Origin of the sequence: Pseudoalteromonas sp. KAN5 (genome assembly GCF_022846535.1) — a bacterium.
Lineage (GTDB): Bacteria > Pseudomonadota > Gammaproteobacteria > Enterobacterales > Alteromonadaceae > Pseudoalteromonas > Pseudoalteromonas haloplanktis.
Map to the genome: position 1 here is coordinate 1015648 of NZ_AP025589.1, position 17119 is coordinate 1032766.

Sequence of the window (17119 nt, forward strand, 5' to 3'; positions counted from 1 at the left end):
CATGACCACGTTAAAAGAGAGCTTAATTCAAACAACATGCGCGTATTGTGGAGTCGGCTGTGGAGTGGACGTTGCCTTAACAGATAACCAACCCAGCCTGCTTGAGGGGATGCCAGAGCATCCTGCAAACTATGGGCGATTATGCGTAAAGGGCACCCATTTACTAGATACAATAAGTAATGATAATCGCCTTACAGCACCTGAGATCAATAACAAACAAGTAAGCTGGTCTGAGGCGAGTCACTACGTGGCGAGTGAATTTGGTAAAATAATTGCTGAGCACGGCCCTGATGCGGTGGCTTTTTATGTTTCTGGACAGTTGTTAACCGAAGACTATTATATTGCCAATAAACTCATGAAAGGTTATATCGGTTCGGCCAATATAGATACGAACTCACGATTATGTATGTCTTCTGCGGTGGCAGGTTACAAACGTACTTTTGGTGAAGATGTAGTCCCTTGTGATTATGAAGACTTAGAGCACACCGAACTGCTTATTTTAATTGGCTCTAATGCGGCGTGGACGCATCCAGTTTTATACCAGCGCATTGCGCGAGCCAAGCGCATGAATCCGAATATGAAAGTGGTGGTTATTGATCCTAGACGCACAGATAGCGCAGAGCTGGCTGATAGATTTTTACAAATAAAGCCAGGCACAGACGCCGCATTGTATAACGGTTTGTTGCGTTATTTAGCGGATAATCAACAGCTTGATAATGATTTTATTGAACAACATTGTGATGACTTTGCATCCGCATTAGCTGCAGTACAGCCTTGGACAATAGCTGCAGTAGCTCGCTATTGTGAGCTGGATACACACTTGCTTAGTCAATTCTATAGCGAGTTTGCTAACAGTGCCTCAGCAATAAGCTTTTACTCAATGGGCATTAACCAATCAACCTCAGGGGTTGATAAATGCAATGCGATCATTAATGCTCATTTAGCGTCAGGGAAATTACTAAAAAAAGGCTCTGGACCATTTTCTATTACCGGGCAACCTAATGCCATGGGCGGACGTGAGGTCGGTGGGTTGGCAAATCAACTTGCAGCGCATTTAGAAATAAATAATGTACAACATCAATCGTTAGTAAAGCGCTTTTGGCAATCTCCGACAATCGCTACGCAAGAAGGGGCTAAAGCACTTGATATGTTTGATGCGATCCGCGATGGCAAAATAAAAGCAGTGTGGATCATGGGAACCAACCCGATGGTTAGCCTACCGAATACTCATGAGATCGCAAAAGCACTTAAGGCGTGTGAATTAGTTGTGGTATCAGATTGTGTGGCTAGTAACGATACACTTGAGTATGCCCACGTTAAATTACCTAGCACCGGCTGGGGAGAAAAAGAAGGCACAGTAACAAATTCAGAGCGCCGTATTTCTCGTCAAAGGGCGATTATAGCGCCGTTCGCTAAGGCAAAAAACGATTGGCAAATACTTTGTGATGTCGCTAAAAAAATGGGTTTCAGTGGCTTTGACTTCACTCAGCCCAGTGAAATTTTTGATGAGTGGGCGCGTTTAACAAGCTTTGAAAATAACGGTACACGGCAACTTAATTTGTCTGCCCTTGTGGGTATGAGCACACGAGAATATAATGCATTAAGGCCAATTCAATGGCCGTGTATTGCCAACGATAGCTACCAGTATGGGCAAGTGTTTAGCCAAAACCAATTTAGCACAGCAAATAAAAAAGCGCGGTTTATCCCCATCACGCCACAGCTACCGAAGCAAGTTACTTCAACAGAATACCCATTAGTAATGAACTCTGGGCGTATTCGCGATCAATGGCACACTATGACTCGTACAGGAAAGTCGGCCACACTTTCAAGCCATATTACCCGCCCCTACATTGAAATTCACCCTCAAGATGCAAGTCAACTTGGGATCAACAATGATGACTTAGTACAAGCCATCTCTAAGGTGGGTGACGTAATAGCGAATGCTAAAGTGACTGACTCATTAAGAGCGGGTGAATGCTTTATGCCGATCCATTGGAATCAGCAATTTGCATCATCTGCTAATGTCGGTAAATTGTATGCAACGATAGCAGATCCTATTTCTGGTCAGCCAGAGACTAAATTTACAGCCATAAAGCTGCTCCCTGTAACATTCAGCCAATATATGAATGTATTTGTTGCCAAGCAATGTAGCTGCCATGCAAACGTCACCTCGCACAGTGACTATTGGCTAAAAGTCAATGCCAGTAATTGCAGTCAATATCAACTTGCTTTTAATGACGCTGTGCCAGATATACTGCATTGGTGCCAACAGATAAGTGGCATAAAAGGGCAGTGGTCTGGTTTTTATGAAGGTACGACTCAGCGTATTCAATGTATTGCCAATGGACGCTTAGTGTTTGTTGCAATGATCAGCGATACACAAGTTACCACATCGATTGAGTGGATTAATCACTTATTTAGTGAACCAGCATTGAACTTTACACAACTACAATCATTATTAACCGCGACACCTGATGAAGAATTTAGCCAGGGGCGGCAAATTTGCAGTTGCTTCAAAGTCAGAGAGAAGCCAATTATCGATGCAATTAAAGCGGGAACTAACCGAGTTGATGAATTAGGCCAACAATTAAAGTGTGGGACCAATTGTGGCTCGTGTAAAACAGAGTTAAGTCAGCTTATTAAACGTCATGCACTGGCTAAAGGACAGCAAATTGATGTGCTGATCACGGTGTAGTTGTTATGTCACAGCTGATGTATATAAAAAAAATAAGTAGACGATTTTATGCTTGAAGACAAACATGAACTTGTAGATAAATTTGGCCGACGTTTTAATTATTTAAGACTTTCTATCACTGATGTATGTAATTTTAGCTGTAGCTATTGTTTACCTAACGGCTACCAATGTGATACGCCACGGACATTTTTAACACAAACAGAAATTACGAATGTAGTGAGTGCTTTTGCCAAACTTGGTACTAAAAAAATTCGTATAACGGGCGGTGAGCCATGCCTGCGTAAAGACCTGCCTGCAATTATCGAGCGCTGTAAGGCGACGAGCGGAATTACTGAAGTAGCACTCACCACAAATGGCTTTAACCTATTTGACAATATCGATGAATATAAGGCTGCGGGGCTTGATGCTATTAATGTCAGTATTGATAGTTTAGATCCGAATATGTTTAAACTGATCACAGGGCATGACAAGCTACAACACATATTAAAAGGAATTGCACGGGCACAACAGATAGGCATTAAGCGTATCAAAGTCAATGCTGTATTAGCCAAAGCATTTAATCATAATCAGCTTAAAGATTACCTAGCTTGGATAAAACATCAAGCAGTTACGGTGCGGTTTATTGAGTTGATGGAAACCGGTAATGGCACGCAATTTTTTGAGCAAAACCACTTAAGTGGTCAAGGCGTGAAAGAGAGTTTGCTGGCAGCGGGTTGGTTACAAGTTGTGAAGGGGACGCTGAATGGCCCTGCGCAAGAATTTTGGCATCCAGATTATCAAGGCCGGATAGGTTTGATCATGCCTTACAGCAAAAACTTCTGTCAAAGCTGTAATCGTTTACGCGTTTCAGCACTGGGGAAATTACATTTGTGCTTATTTGCTGATCAAGGCATCGACTTACGTAGTGCATTAAATTGTGGCACGCCAGAGCAAGCCGTAGAGCAAACTGTTAAACTGCTGCGCAGCGCAATGAGTAATAAAACCATTAGTCACGAGCTTGATAAGCGTTTTACCGGAGCAACTAAGCATTTAGCGATGTTAGGGGGTAGCCTAATGGCTGTGACAGGATTAGTGTTAGCGGGTGGCAAGTCTTCACGCATGAAAGCGAATAAAGCCGACCTGCTATTTGGTGAGCAAACTCTGCAACAACGAAGTGTTGATTTATTGCGCAGCGCAGGTCTTAGCGAGGTGTTGATAAGCCGTAACGAAAACCATGAAAATACAGATTATCTAGTGGATATATACCCAAATAAAGGTCCACTGGGAGGCATATACAGCGCGCTTAAACAAACACCAAATGACCTATTTGTGGTAGCGATTGATATGCCATTACTTAATCGCGATCTAGTTATACGTTTACTGAATTTTTATGATCAACAAAAAGTGTTCAATAAAAAGATGTATGTAGCACATTTCAGTCATTCCCCATTACCAATTTATATTGAAAACAATCCAGTGACACAAGGTTATTTACACGCCACACTCACAACAAATGATAGTAACTGTTCAATTAAACAATTTATAAAATCATGTCAAGGAGCGTCGCTGGAACACCCGCAAGTCAACGCATTTAGTAATATTAATACTCCTGTGCAATACAATGAATTATGTAAAGCACACAGTATCAAGTAATTTAATTAATCAATGTAACAAGAAGAAATAAATTATGACAACGACAGCAGATAACAGTGTGGTTAATATCGCAGTGCTAACCGTCAGTGATACCCGTGATGAAGATAGCGATACCTCAGGGCAGTATTTAGTCCAGGCATTACAAGGTGCAGGCCATCAATTGATTGATAAAAAAATTGTGAAAGACGATGTTTATCAAATGCGCGCAATTGCATCGCAATGGATCGCAGACGAAAATGTTCACGCAATTTTAGTTACCGGTGGTACCGGTTTTACAGAGCGAGATTCAACACCGGAGGCGATGCAACCGTTATTTGATAAAACGGTTGATGGTTTTGGTGAATTATTTAGGCACATTTCTTACAGTGAAATTGGCAGCTCGACTATTCAATCTAGAGCGCTTGCGGGGCTTGCAAATAATACAGTTATTTTCTGCATGCCTGGCTCAACTGGAGCGTGTAAAACAGCATGGACAGGTATCATTGCGCAGCAATTAAATTCAAGCTTTAAGCCGTGTAATTTTGTGCCACATATCAGTCGTGGCAGAGGCTGTGCAACTAGGGGGTAAGCATGTTAAGTCATATAGATGAGCACGGCCAAGCAAATATGGTTGATGTTTCACTGAAACAAGTTAGTTCTCGTGAAGCAATGGCGCAAGGGATGATCTCGATGTCTAAGCAGGCATTTTCAGAAGTCATTGCCAATGAAAATAAAAAAGGTGATGTCATCGGGGTCGCACGTATTGCAGGAATTCAAGCTGCAAAAAAATGCGCGGATCTGATCCCCCTATGTCATCCTCTGGCGTTGACTAAAGTGGCTGTTGATTTTGAGTTAGATGAACCAAACAGCACTATAAAAATAACTAGCTTATGCAAACTTACAGGTAAAACTGGGGTTGAAATGGAAGCACTTACTGCAGTATCAGTAGCTGCCCTGACATTATTTGATATGTGTAAAGCTGCTGATCCAAATATGGAAATCCATTCAATTCGGGTGATCAAAAAAACAGGAGGCAAACATGGCGATTGGCAACGCGATTAAGCAATCAGCGAACACAATGACCAACCAAGTTAACCTCTTGTTTTTTGGGCAACTTAAAGAGCGCTTACAGTGCGCAAATTATAATATAGAAATTCAACACCCGCTTTCTATAGAGCAACTAAAAGCATATTTAGTGAGCTTAGAGCCTACATGGCAAGTGGCATTAAATGACAACTTATTGATTGCGGCGGTTAATCAGCAAATAGCCCAACAGCACGCGATTGTGAAAGGTGGTGATGAAGTGGCGTTCTTTCCACCAGTAACAGGGGGCTAATGTAATGACAATTGAAATTACCATTAGCCATGATGATTTTGATATTGGCGCATTGCATCATGCACTACAAATAGGTAACGTACAGCAAGGAGCTGTGGTTACCTTTACTGGTTTAGTAAGAGAATTTAGCCACGGCGATAATGTGGTGGCATTGGAACTTGAACACTATCCACAAATGACAGAGCAGCTGCTGCTAACTATTGCACAGCAAGCTCAACAGCGTTGGCAATTAGGCCGTATTAGTATTTACCATCGAATCGGTTATTTACCTTTGGGCGAGCAAATTGTATTTGTTGGTGTGACTGCGAAGCATCGCCAAAGTGCTTTTGATGGGGCGCAATTTATTATGGATTATTTAAAAACTCAGGCTACTTTTTGGAAAAAAGAACACTTTAGTCATACATCGCAGTGGGTTGAATTTAAAGCGTCTGATTTACAGGCGCAACAAAAGTGGCGCTAAGTTTTAAATTCCTATAAGGACAGCAACTAAAACGCTAGAGAGCTTGTGCAAAGCCTTTGCACTAAGTTTGTAAAGCAATACAAAGGAGCATTTTCAGTTGCTAAAATTTTACACGGTTATCTAGATTATACTTAATCGCATGAGATACAAGCAGCATTAAAGTCATATAACCAATAGCACAGCTAAGTTGCAGTTTATTCAGCGATAAGAGCAACGCGTTAAAAATCTCCTGTTTCTCGAAATTAAAAGCAGCTGCTTGTAATTAACAACTGCTTTTGCATTTCCAATGAGCGAAGCTACAAAATTAAGCTAATTAGTTTGTAGCTACTTAGGCCAAATATCAGCAATAACACAGGTAAAATGAGCATATTCACCTTAATTGAATTGGTGAAATCCCCCATAACTGATTTTTGATTGACCAGCCATACAAGGTATGTGGTGACTATCGGCAGTAATAACCCATTGGCGGCTTGAGCAAAGATGATGACATTAATAGGGTCTAAACCAAGTGACGCCACCGCAGTACCAAATACTAAGATAGCTGTAGCAACAAGTTTGAAGCGACTATTGTTCATATCATTAGACCAACCAAGCATACCGCATACGGCGTATGCGCCAGCGAGGGGAGCGGTGATCGCGCTGGTTAAGCCCGCAGCAAATAAGCCAATTGCAAAAAAATAATGGGCGGCATTACCCAGTAAGGGTTCTAATTGCATCGCCATATTTGCAGCGCTGATTTTTCCGACCTCAGAGCCGTAAAAAGCAACTGATGCGGTTGATAAAATCGCCAGTGTGATGACGCCGCCCAAAGTGATTGATATGCCAGTATCTAGATTTGTTTGCTTAATGACTTTACGTTGATCTGTGTGTTTGTCATGTTTTGCAGCGAGTATACCTGAGTGTAAAAATAGGTTGTAAGGCACAATAGTAGTACCTACTAAGGCTAATACCGTTGTCGCTGAGCCTTCGGGTATACTTGGTATAAAGCCTGCAAGTAGTTGAGTGATGGGTGGGGCTGCCATGAGCAAAGTAGATATAAACACTAAGCTCATCAAAATGACTAAAAAGATCAGAGCGCTTTCTACCACTTTATGTTTGCCGCTATATAGCAATAAGGCGCTGAAGACTGCAATTAATGGCGTCCAAACTTGCGTGGCTACTTGAGGGAAAATTTCAATTAATCCCATTGTGGCGCCACTTAAGTTGCCAGCCTCATAGGCGGCACTGCCAATGCCTATGGCACTGATCACTAAAAAGGCGGCTAGGGGTTTAAATAGCGGGTGCTGTATGTGAGTACGCAATGCTTGGGCAAGATCTTGACCTGTAACCACACCAAGGCGAGCGGCCATGGATTGCAATAATATGGTGGCTATCACGGAAAATAGTAATGTCCAGAGCAGCGCAAAGCCAAAGTTGGCACCGGCTATACTGGCGCTGGTGATGGTCCCTGGTCCGATAAAAGCAGCTGTAACAAGTAGGCCTGGTCCTAATCGCATAAGTAACCTTAAAAATTTATTTAATACACGTAACTGTATACAGTCACTCGGCGTGATTCAATATATCAATGGCTTACAGCATACAAGTTAATTAATAGTGTTAAAAGCACAATAAAAATTAAGTGTGTTGGGTGGTAAGCTGGCTATGCCGATCAGACATATAGGAAACAATGAAACGCCGTTTATATTCGCTCTATTGTCATTAGATATAACACTTAATTATGAAAATTTAGACTTCTGTATAATAGCGTATGGAGCTTATTGTGGTACTTTACGCCAACTTTTTGATAGCATTTTGTTAACAGAGATAATTAAAACCAAAAATAATGTTAAATAGCGATCAAAAATACAAAATTTAAAATTAAAACAGGACGTACCGTGTGAAAAACTTACTACGAGGTTTCAATCTATTTACCCTAGTGCTTTTGTGCTTTAGCTCCCCAACATGGGCAGTTGAAGGCCAATTAAATCTAACTAACTCAACTGTTGGCTTGATCTGTATTGGTATTTTTTGCATTGCCTATGCTGTGGTTATGCTCGAAGAAAAACTGCATTTACGAAAATCCAAACCAGTGTTGGTTGCAGCAGGCTTAATTTGGATTTTAATTGGTGCCTACTATGTAAACAATGATATGCCTGACATTACCGAAGCAGCATTTAGGCATAACTTACTTGAATTTGCCGAGCTTATGTTGTTTCTATTAGTGGCGATGACGTATATCAATGCATTAGAAGAGCGCAGGGTATTTGATGCGCTGCGTGCTTGGATGATCCGCAAAGGCTTTAATTATAAAAACTTATTTTGGATCACCGGCTTTTTAGCGTTCTTTATTTCCCCGATTGCCGATAACTTAACCACTGCATTATTAATGTGTGCCGTAGTTATGAAGGTAGCTGAAGGTGATAAACCGTTTATTAATCTTAGTTGTATTAATATTGTGATTGCAGCAAATGCAGGAGGGGCATTTAGTCCATTTGGTGATATTACCACCTTAATGGTCTGGCAGGCTGGTTTAGTTCATTTTAATGAGTTTATGGTTTTATTTTTACCATCATTAGTAAATTACCTTGTTCCTGCGGCAATAATGAGTTTTTACGTCGCTGATAAACAACCTACTGCGCAATATGAAGATGTAGAACTTAAACGGGGTGCAATCAGAATTTTAGTGTTGTTTTTACTGACTATAGGCACTGCCGTAGCAAGTCATAGCTTTTTACACCTGCCGCCTGTACTTGGCATGATGATGGGCTTAGGCTATTTACAATTTTTTGGTTACTTTTTAAGAATGACTTTGCCAGGCTCACTTGCTCGAAAAAGAGCGCATGCAGAGCAACTTGGTGACAATGATCGTTTAGCGAAGCTTGGTAGTGTTGTGCCTTTTGATGTATTTAGTAAAGTGTCGCGTGCAGAGTGGGATACCTTATTGTTCTTCTACGGAATTGTAATGTGTGTAGGCGGCTTAGGCTTTTTAGGTTACCTAAACTTAATGTCGGAAATGCTGTATGGCAACTGGTCAGCGACAACGGCTAACATATTCTTAGGGGTTATCTCCGCAGTTATCGACAACATACCTGTGATGTTTGCGGTGCTATCAATGCAACCAGATATGTCACACGGGCAATGGTTATTGATCACCTTAACAGCAGGGGTTGGCGGGAGTTTACTGTCAATCGGCTCTGCGGCTGGAGTGGCGCTTATGGGGCAAGCTCGAGGCTACTATACATTCTTTGGCCATTTAAAGTGGATGCCAGTCATAGCACTTGGTTATGGTGCCAGTATCATGCTGCATTTATGGTTAAACGCTGATCTTTTCTAATTAAAGAGCACACCTAAACAGCAAAATTAAAAGCGAACAGGTTGATACGTGTTCGCTTTTTCTTTATACAAATAAAGTTAAATTTTGTGAGCCAATTTAAGCCAATAATATAACTTGTAGGCACTGATATTAAAGGACAAATGTATTTTGTCTAGCTCCTGCTGGAGATAGATTTATTTGCCACTTAAATCACCTGAATAATTTGCTCTTGGTTTAAGCGTGATTTTGGCAGTTTGGCATTATAGTCAGTTTGTGTTTCGTGATAACCGATAACAAGTGCTACTTCACAAATATAGCCATCTAGCTCATCAGCAAAAAGTTCACTAATTAGCTCGCTATCAACGCCTTCCATTGGTGTTGAATCAATACCTAAGCGCGCAACAGCATGCATAGTATTACCCAGTGCTAAATAGGTTTGTGCTTTGCTCCATGTACCATTATTACCAGTATCATCAGTATTCAAGTCAACAAATGCATAGGCCCCAAAGGCTTGCTCACGGTTTTCTGCAGGCGTACGGCCATTTGCAATATCAGCATCAATCACTTTTGCATAATCTGCACGGCTATATTTTGGGTTGTAAGCAAACAAAATAATGTGTGATGCTGTTTTAATATGAGGCTGATTAAATTGAAACTTGTTAGCAAAAGTATCATGCATTCGTTGTTTTGCTTGATCAGACTCAATTACAATGAATTTCCATGGCTGCGAATTAATTGATGACGGAGATAAACGCATAGCTTGGCAGATAACAGCTAAATCTTCTGCCGATACACGTTTAGTTGCATCATATTTTTTTGCTGTGTAACGAGCTTCTAAGTCAGTAATAATCGGGTGTGTCATAATTGGTTCCTGTAGCGAATAATCAAAGCTGTTGAATGCAGCGGATGATAGCGCTTGCATTACTTTTGATAAACAGCATAATTATTGAATCATTATCAAATATATTTAGATAATATGCAGATTGACGATTTAAAACTTATTTTAAAAGTTGCCGAATTTAAAAGTATTACCCTTGCAGCAGCAAAATTGGATATGCGTACAGCAACCGCCAGTGCTGCTATTAAACGTGTAGAAGCGACTTTAGGTGTTGACTTATTTGTACGAACAACACGTCACCTTAGGCTATCTGCAGCTGGCGAGCGTTACATTCCTCAGTGCGAGCAAGCAATAGCAATACTTGAGCAAGCTCGGCAAAACCTCAAAGGTGAACATGATGAGATTGAAGGGGAGCTAAGAGTGGCTTTATCTTCTGATCTTGGCCGTAATCTAGTGATCCCTTGGATTGATGAAATTATGGATAATTACCCTAAAGTGAGCCTACGCACACATATTAGTGACAGTAACGTAGATTTTTACCGCGATTCTGTTGATATAGCACTGCGTTATGGTTCGCCAAATGATGCTAATGTTTACGGGTTTAAAATTTGTAATATCCCACGATTGTTATGTGCCAGCACTGATTATATAAAATGCCATGGCGAGCCGGTGCACCCAGATGATTTAACACAGCATCAAGGGTTATTTTATCAACTACAAGATATTATCAATAACGTGTGGGAGTTCACCGACGGGGAAAATAAATACAAAGTAAAAATGCAGGGCAAGCGTGCCTCTAATGATGGTGATCTAGTTAGGCGCTGGTGCGTTGCTGGTAAAGGGCTTGCCGTAAAATCAGCATTGGATATTGCTGATGATTTACTTAACGATCGAGTTGTCACAGTGATGAATGATTACCAGCATACCTGTGGTGAGTTGTGGCTCATTTGCCCAAGTCGCCAATCAATAACGCCTGCAGTGCGTTTATTACGAGATATATGCAGAGAAAAAGCGCGCGAGACACTTAGCCAGCTAATTGATAAAGGCGTACTTGAACACACTGTACTTGAAGATTAATGACTCGTATTTAATCCATATTTAGGTATAAAATAACCCCGCTATTACAGGCAAGCTGTATTAGTAAATTCTCAGGGCGGGGTGAAATTCCCCACCGGCGGTATACTTTATAGCAAAGTGAGCCCGCGAGCGCTTTAATACATATTTAAAGGTCAGCAGATCTGGTGAGAGGCCAGAGCCGACGGTCATAGTCCGGATGAAAGAGAATATAGTTAATCTATAAACAGTATTGACTACCTGCGGGTGGTCTTTTGGCTGTGCCTTTCAATGTCCTGAATCTTTTCATATTTAAATAGGTATTAAAAATGATGATTCAGTCTTCTTTACTTAGCCAATTTGGCGAACCACTCGAGCGCGTTGAACGTGCTATTGCTGCATTGCAGCAAGGTGAAGGTGTGCTTGTGGTAGATGACGAAAACCGTGAAAATGAAGGTGATTTTGTGTTTTCAGCACAGCACTTAACCACTGAGCAAATGGCGATGATGATCCGTGAAGGCAGTGGTATTGTGTGTTTATGCATGGGTGATGAGCGAGTTAAACAACTCGACTTACCGCAAATGGTTGTGCACAACACCAGCCAAAATCAAACTGCTTATACGGTTACGATTGAGGCTCGAAAAGGTGTTACAACGGGGGTTTCAGCAGCTGATCGAGTCACGACAATAAAAGCGGCAACGGCGGATAACGCCAAGCCAGAGGATTTATCTCGACCTGGTCATGTCTTTGGCCTACGTGCACAAACGGGTGGTGTACTTGTACGTCGTGGTCACACCGAAGCATCGGTAGATTTGATGCAATTAGCAGGGTTGAAACCCTTTGGCGTTATTTGCGAATTAAATAACGTAGATGGCTCTATGGCGCGTTTACCGCAGGTGAGTGAATTTGCTTTAAAGCATGCCATGGTGGTGGTTTCAATTGAAGATTTAGTGCAATATATTCATATAAATCAACAACACGCTTGTTAGAAAGGTGTTAGTAAAAAGCCACGATTGTGGCTTTTTATTTAGGATTACTGTAGTTTTTTAATTGCTTGCTTTGCGCTTTCACTATCTGGGTTTAACTCAAGGGCACGTTGGTAACTTTTTAATGCCAGTTCAGGTTGGTTAGCGGCAAGATAAGCTTCACCTAGACTATCATGAGTATTTGCTGAGTTTGGATATTTAGCCGCATTAAGTTTAAATATGGTGATTGCGGCATCGAGTTTTTCCATTGCTATTAATTCATAACCAAAATAATTGATGCTTCTTTCCCGCAGTGGAATTTTTTGCTCATCCAATTGATTATATTTGCTTTTAAGTTGTGCAATGCCGCCACTTTGCAAAGCGTGGTAAAGTTGGCTATCCACATTTTCGGTTGCAAGCTCATAGGGCTTGTTATAAAAAATATTGGTTAATCCTTTAGTCATAGGTGTCATTGGTGCACCGCCAGTGTTATTTAAAATTACCACCAGTAACTGATCTTCAATAATGCGACTAATAAAGGCATTAAACCCCTCGATACCCCCACCATGCTGTACTTGTGTCAATGGTTTGCCATATTTATCAGCATCTAGTTGATTAACTTCCCAGCCCAGTGCGTAATTACGCTGTTTAGAAACTGTGTACATTTCTTTTTTTAGCTCTTTATTTATTAGCTTATCTGCATAAAGAGCTTGATCCCATTTAACTAAATCACGTGCGGTTGAGTAGAGTGAGCCTGCAGCATAGGGAATAGACATATCTAGATAATCGGCATTAGTGTAACCGTCTAAGTTATTGTTATAACCTGATGCACGTTGGTTGATTATTTTTGCATTTGAATCATAACCCGTGTCATGCATATTAAGTGGTTTAAAAATATTTTCTTGCAGCACATCTTGGTAACGACGTTGCGTGACTTTTTTCAATCACGGCACCCAAAATAAAGTAGCCTGAATTGCTATAGCTAAATTGTGTGCCAGGTTCAAAGAGTAAATCGTCACTGCATAATAATTTTATAAACTCATCCACACTATAAGGGTTTCGACTGTAATCACTTTTAAAAGTTTTTGCTCGCGTATAATTACTTAACCCTGATGTATGATTAAGTATTTGCCGAATAGTGATTTTATTTGCTATGTCTTTACGATAATCAGGCAGGTAAGTGGCTAGAGGAGCATCAAGTTGTAGTTTATTTTGCTGTGCCAATTGTAAAATAAGCATGGCGGTAAATTGTTTAGTAATAGAGCCTATGCGAAATTTAGTATCGGCTGTATTTTTAATATTCCACTCAAAATTTGCGTAGCCATAGCTTTTTTCAAAAATAACTTCACCGCGTTTAGCGACCAGCACATTGCCATTGAATTGTTTGAAATCATGAAACTGTTCAATAAATGTATCCATTTCTTTCGTGTAGTCGACTGCACGTGCGATTGGAGAGAGCGGTATTAAGGCAAAAATTAAAATAGTCTGACAGAATATATTGAAAGTGAGTTTCATGGGTGTCCCTGAGCTTATAGTTTGTTTTATGTACTATTTTTAGCGTAGATAATATACAAAGTAAATCATTATCATGTTGATTTTATGTGAGTAAATAATATTTCATTGTTATTATGAGGATAAAAAGCCCGAGATGTTAACAGCTCGGGCTAGTTGGTTGGGAGATCAAATTTTATAACGGTGAATGGCTTACTTTAGTATCTGTCTGGTTATTACTCGTTGCACCATCTACTAACGCTTCTTTGCCGCGCCATTTACGAATTAAGCGCTTAGCATCTTCTAGCGCAACATATTGACAAGGGATCAAGATCAGCGTGATCACAGTGGCAAATAACACACCAAAGGCAAGCGACACCGCCATCGGTATTACAATTTGCGCCTGTAAACTTGTTTCCATAATGATAGGCAATACACCAATAAAGGTGGTTACTGAGGTCAGTAATATTGCTCTAAAGCGACGAGCACCTGCTTGCATAACGGCTTCTTTTATTGATACGCCTTCAGCGCGAGCTTTATTTACAAAATCAACCATCACCAGCGAGTCGTTAACCACGATACCAGCGACCGCTATAATGCCAAACATTGATAGGCCGCTCATGGTCATACCTAATATCATGTGACCAAACATGGCACCTACAACACCAAATGGGATCACCGACATAATGATCAGTGGCTGCGAGTATGAGCGAAGCGGTATGGCTAATAGCGCAAAAATAATCATTAATGAAATGACAAAGTCACGTAATTGCTCATTGGCGCTTTCCATTTCTTCTTGCACCCGCCCTGCGACGTTGCTTTTAACACCAGGGTAACTTTTTAACAGCGACGGTAAGTATTCGTCACGAATTTCTTGCGCGATGGCAAATGGCTCAACTTTATCGGTATTAATAGCAGCCCAAACATTAACCGTTCTGTTTGAGTTTTCACGGCGGATACTGTTAACACCGTCGACTAGGTTGATTTGTGCTACTTCGCTAAGCGGAACCTCAGCGCCTGATGGTGTAATAATTCGCGTACTGTGTATATTACTAATTGAGTTACGTTCGTCTTCAGGATAGCGGATCATCACTTTGATCTCTTCGCCTTCACGTAAAATACGTTGGGCCTCTAATCCGTAGTAGCTAAAGCTAACTTGTGAAGCGACATCAGCGAGCGTCAAACCCATGCTATAAGCAAGCGGTTTTAAATCTAGTTGCACTTCATCAGTGGCACTTTGCAATGAATCGTTTACATCGCCCACACCTTCCATACTTTGTAGTTTTGCTTTTAGCTTGGTTGCCACTTCTTTAAGTTCATCTGCATTTTTACCTTCAAGTCTAAAGCTTATATCGCCGTCGTCTCGGCCACCGCCGAATAGGTTATCTTCAATGCTCAGTGTTTTAACCCCTGGAAGTGGCGGCATTTTCTCACGCCATAAGGCACTTACAGTAAATGTATCAATAGGGCGTTTATCTGGTTCAACAAGTATGGCCATAATTTGTGCTCTGGTACGGCCGCGCAGGCTTACCGACAGATCACGAATCATTTTTTGTCCATACTGAGCTTCAAGTTCTTTATCTACACTCAGTAGCACAGCTTCAATCTTTTTGGCGGTTTCAAGTGTAGCTTGTTCAGATGACTCTAGGTTCATTTCTACCACGATACGTGGGAAGTCATGGGGTATTTTAGGGTTAGGTACAAATTTAACTAAGCCACCTGCAAACATACCAGCACTGACAATTAAAATACATAAAAAGCCGATAATTACTGTATAACGGTAATGAATACAGTGACCTATAAATGGTGTGTAATAATTTTGTATAAACGATTGTAAGCCATTATCAACAACCATGCGTAATTTGTGCAATGGGTTTTTAGGGTTAGGTTTACGTGGGTTCATTGCTGCAATATGGGCAGGCAATATAAGTTTTGATTCAATCAATGAGAAAATCAAACATAAAATAATCACGACACCGATGGCTTTAGAAAATGCAGCGCCGGGACCTGAAGCCATTGCTTGAGGTAAAAAAGCGGCAATAGTCGTTAACACCCCAAACGTCGCGGGTATGGCAACACGTTTTACACCGCGTATAACATTATTGAGGGAGTGGCCGTGTTTTTCAATTTCGGCACTGGCAGATTCGCCCACGACAATGGCATCATCCACCACAATACCCAGCACGATGATAAAGGCGAATAACGACACCATGTTAATGGTAATGTCTAAAAAGCCTACTGGCATAAACAAAAAGGCACCAAGAAATGAAACGGGCAGCCCCATCATGACCCAAAATGCTAATCGTAATGGTAAAAATAACGCCAATACAATCATCACTAAGATACCACCCCAAATCATGTTGTCGATCATCATATCGAGTCGACCTTGCAGGTAGTAAGTTAAATCAACCATAGGGGTTAGTTTTACACCCTGGGGTAATTGCGACTCTTTTTCTGCCATGTAGTTCTTAAGGACTTTAGCCACATCGGTTATATCTTGATCTTTGGATGCGTCAATTTCAAAAATAAGCGCGTTTTTACCATTGTATTTAGAGTACAGAAGACCTTCTTCAAACCCATCATTAATGGTGGCAACATCGCCTAAGTAAACTTGTGCGCCGTCAGCAAGGGTGATTAAAGGAAGCTTTTCAAACTCACTGCCTGTGTATGCTTGTTTTTCAACTCGCATAGAAATATAACCATTTTCTGAACGAATTTGGCCTGCCGACATATTGGTTGAAAAGTTTCTCACTGCGTTAGAAACATCTCTAAAAGTAAGGCCGTATTCACGCAATTTATCTGGGCTGATTTCAATGCCGATTTCGTAATTTAAGCCACTGAAAAAATCAACCAAATTTACGTTAGGTAAAGCCAGTAATTCATCTTCTAAATCAGTACCAAGTTCTTTTAATTGTGGGTAACTCATATCGCCATACAGCGCAAGAACCATGACTTCTTGCTGAAATTTTTCGCGCTGAATAATCGGCCGTTCCATCCCCGCAGGGAATGAGTTAATCGAATCGACCTGGGCATTTATTTCGTCAAGTGCTTCTTGCAGGTCGTATTTTTCTTCAATTTCAATCCAAGCTTGGGAATATCCACGATTAGAATAGGTAATGAGGCGTTTTATGCCTTCTGTCCCTTCTAGGTTTTCTTCAATTTTGATGGTGATGCCTTCTTCTACTTCTTGTGGAGCGGCACCTGGGTATATTGCTTGAACACTGACCCAATTACTTTCAAATTGTGGAAACGCTTGCTTACGTATGGTTAACGCTGTGAGTAAACCGCCCACGAGGATAAAAATCATAATTAAATTTGCTGCAACTGAGTTACGAGCAAACCAGGCAATTATGCCTTTTTCGCTATCAATGCTCATGC

At 40.9% G+C, this 17119-nt stretch carries 14 protein-coding genes, 1 pseudogene and 1 riboswitch; of the genes and pseudogenes, 10 read left to right on the forward strand and 5 right to left on the reverse strand.

Annotation, left to right across the window (positions count from 1 at the left end):
• Position 1: 1 nt before the first annotated feature.
• The 7 genes and pseudogenes from KAN5_RS04370 (at position 2) to moaE (ending at position 6102) form a co-directional block, all read left to right on the forward strand.
• The gene (locus KAN5_RS04370; RefSeq protein WP_244390586.1) at positions 2–2695 is read left to right on the forward strand and encodes a nitrate reductase; all 2694 of its coding nucleotides are present in this window, start codon (positions 2–4) and stop codon (positions 2693–2695) included.
• A gap of 48 nt (positions 2696–2743) precedes the next feature.
• Positions 2744–3742 (forward strand): annotated as a pseudogene (moaA, locus tag KAN5_RS04375) (GTP 3',8-cyclase MoaA); the annotation flags it as partial.
• Positions 3743–3793: 51 nt separating this feature from the next.
• A complete protein-coding gene (locus tag KAN5_RS04380) occupies positions 3794–4327 on the forward strand; it encodes an NTP transferase domain-containing protein (protein WP_244390925.1) in 534 nt (177 codons plus the stop codon).
• A gap of 34 nt (positions 4328–4361) precedes the next feature.
• Positions 4362–4895, forward strand: coding sequence for a molybdenum cofactor biosynthesis protein B (gene moaB / locus KAN5_RS04385; RefSeq protein ID WP_138555452.1), 534 nt, complete (start codon positions 4362–4364; stop codon positions 4893–4895).
• Between the two features lie 2 nt (positions 4896–4897).
• The gene (gene moaC, locus KAN5_RS04390; protein WP_244390587.1) at positions 4898–5368 is read left to right on the forward strand and encodes a cyclic pyranopterin monophosphate synthase MoaC; all 471 of its coding nucleotides are present in this window, start codon (positions 4898–4900) and stop codon (positions 5366–5368) included.
• On the forward strand, positions 5346–5642 hold the full coding sequence (locus KAN5_RS04395) for a MoaD/ThiS family protein (RefSeq protein WP_244390588.1): 297 nt from the start codon (positions 5346–5348) through the stop codon (positions 5640–5642). The genes moaC and KAN5_RS04395 overlap by 23 nt, the downstream gene beginning before the upstream one ends.
• 4 nt (positions 5643–5646) lie before the next feature.
• Complete coding sequence (gene moaE / locus KAN5_RS04400; RefSeq protein ID WP_016707408.1) at positions 5647–6102, forward strand: molybdopterin synthase catalytic subunit MoaE; 456 nt, start codon at positions 5647–5649, stop codon at positions 6100–6102.
• A 296-nt stretch (positions 6103–6398) separates the two neighbouring features.
• Here the strand turns inward: moaE and KAN5_RS04405 are convergent, their stop codons facing one another.
• The gene (locus KAN5_RS04405) at positions 6399–7598 is read right to left on the reverse strand and encodes an Nramp family divalent metal transporter (RefSeq protein WP_138555449.1); all 1200 of its coding nucleotides are present in this window, start codon (positions 7596–7598) and stop codon (positions 6399–6401) included.
• A 419-nt stretch (positions 7599–8017) separates the two neighbouring features.
• Here KAN5_RS04405 and nhaD point away from each other — a divergent pair, with 419 nt between their 5' ends.
• Positions 8018–9415 carry a sodium:proton antiporter NhaD gene (gene nhaD / locus KAN5_RS04410; RefSeq protein ID WP_244390926.1) on the forward strand — a complete coding sequence of 466 codons (1398 nt, stop codon included), beginning with the start codon at positions 8018–8020 and terminating at the stop codon, positions 9413–9415.
• A gap of 184 nt (positions 9416–9599) precedes the next feature.
• Here nhaD and KAN5_RS04415 read toward each other — a convergent pair whose 3' ends face one another.
• Positions 9600–10256 (reverse strand): nitroreductase family protein, encoded by a 657-nt coding sequence (locus KAN5_RS04415; protein ID WP_244390589.1) that lies wholly within the window; start codon positions 10254–10256, stop codon positions 9600–9602.
• 114 nt (positions 10257–10370) lie between these two features.
• On the opposite strand from KAN5_RS04415, the gene KAN5_RS04420 reads away from it, so the two are divergent.
• Positions 10371–11309 carry a LysR family transcriptional regulator gene (locus tag KAN5_RS04420; protein WP_244390927.1) on the forward strand — a complete coding sequence of 313 codons (939 nt, stop codon included), beginning with the start codon at positions 10371–10373 and terminating at the stop codon, positions 11307–11309.
• 63 nt (positions 11310–11372) lie between these two features.
• Positions 11373–11521: riboswitch (FMN riboswitch) on the forward strand.
• A 99-nt stretch (positions 11522–11620) separates the two neighbouring features.
• Positions 11621–12274 (forward strand): 3,4-dihydroxy-2-butanone-4-phosphate synthase, encoded by a 654-nt coding sequence (gene ribB, locus KAN5_RS04425; protein WP_244390928.1) that lies wholly within the window; start codon positions 11621–11623, stop codon positions 12272–12274.
• Positions 12275–12318: 44 nt separating this feature from the next.
• Here ribB and KAN5_RS04430 read toward each other — a convergent pair whose 3' ends face one another.
• The 3 genes from KAN5_RS04430 to KAN5_RS04440 form a co-directional block, all read right to left on the reverse strand.
• On the reverse strand, positions 12319–13194 hold the full coding sequence (locus KAN5_RS04430; protein WP_244390590.1) for a serine hydrolase domain-containing protein: 876 nt from the start codon (positions 13192–13194) through the stop codon (positions 12319–12321).
• Positions 13139–13765: a serine hydrolase domain-containing protein gene (locus tag KAN5_RS04435; protein ID WP_244390591.1), complete on the reverse strand. Its 627-nt coding sequence runs from the start codon at positions 13763–13765 to the stop codon at positions 13139–13141. Before KAN5_RS04435 ends, KAN5_RS04430 begins: the two co-directional genes overlap by 56 nt.
• A 172-nt stretch (positions 13766–13937) precedes the next feature.
• Complete coding sequence (locus tag KAN5_RS04440) at positions 13938–17117, reverse strand: efflux RND transporter permease subunit (protein WP_244390592.1); 3180 nt, start codon at positions 17115–17117, stop codon at positions 13938–13940.
• Between the last annotated feature and the right edge of the window lie 2 nt (positions 17118–17119).

What these genes read in the sequence shown, in the direction of transcription:
- KAN5_RS04435 (WP_244390591.1), bottom strand. Translation starts at nt 13,765, where the DNA reads ATGAAACTCACTTTCAATATATTCTGTCAGACTATTTTAATTTTTGCC.
- moaB (WP_138555452.1), top strand. Translation starts at nt 4,362, where the DNA reads ATGACAACGACAGCAGATAACAGTGTGGTTAATATCGCAGTGCTAACC.
- moaE (WP_016707408.1), top strand. Translation starts at nt 5,647, where the DNA reads ATGACAATTGAAATTACCATTAGCCATGATGATTTTGATATTGGCGCA.
- KAN5_RS04395 (WP_244390588.1), top strand. Translation starts at nt 5,346, where the DNA reads ATGGCGATTGGCAACGCGATTAAGCAATCAGCGAACACAATGACCAAC.
- moaC (WP_244390587.1), top strand. Translation starts at nt 4,898, where the DNA reads ATGTTAAGTCATATAGATGAGCACGGCCAAGCAAATATGGTTGATGTT.
- KAN5_RS04440 (WP_244390592.1), bottom strand. Translation starts at nt 17,117, where the DNA reads ATGAGCATTGATAGCGAAAAAGGCATAATTGCCTGGTTTGCTCGTAAC.
- KAN5_RS04420 (WP_244390927.1), top strand. Translation starts at nt 10,371, where the DNA reads ATGCAGATTGACGATTTAAAACTTATTTTAAAAGTTGCCGAATTTAAA.
- KAN5_RS04415 (WP_244390589.1), bottom strand. Translation starts at nt 10,256, where the DNA reads ATGACACACCCGATTATTACTGACTTAGAAGCTCGTTACACAGCAAAA.
- KAN5_RS04405 (WP_138555449.1), bottom strand. Translation starts at nt 7,598, where the DNA reads ATGCGATTAGGACCAGGCCTACTTGTTACAGCTGCTTTTATCGGACCA.
- KAN5_RS04370 (WP_244390586.1), top strand. Translation starts at nt 2, where the DNA reads ATGACCACGTTAAAAGAGAGCTTAATTCAAACAACATGCGCGTATTGT.
- KAN5_RS04380 (WP_244390925.1), top strand. Translation starts at nt 3,794, where the DNA reads ATGAAAGCGAATAAAGCCGACCTGCTATTTGGTGAGCAAACTCTGCAA.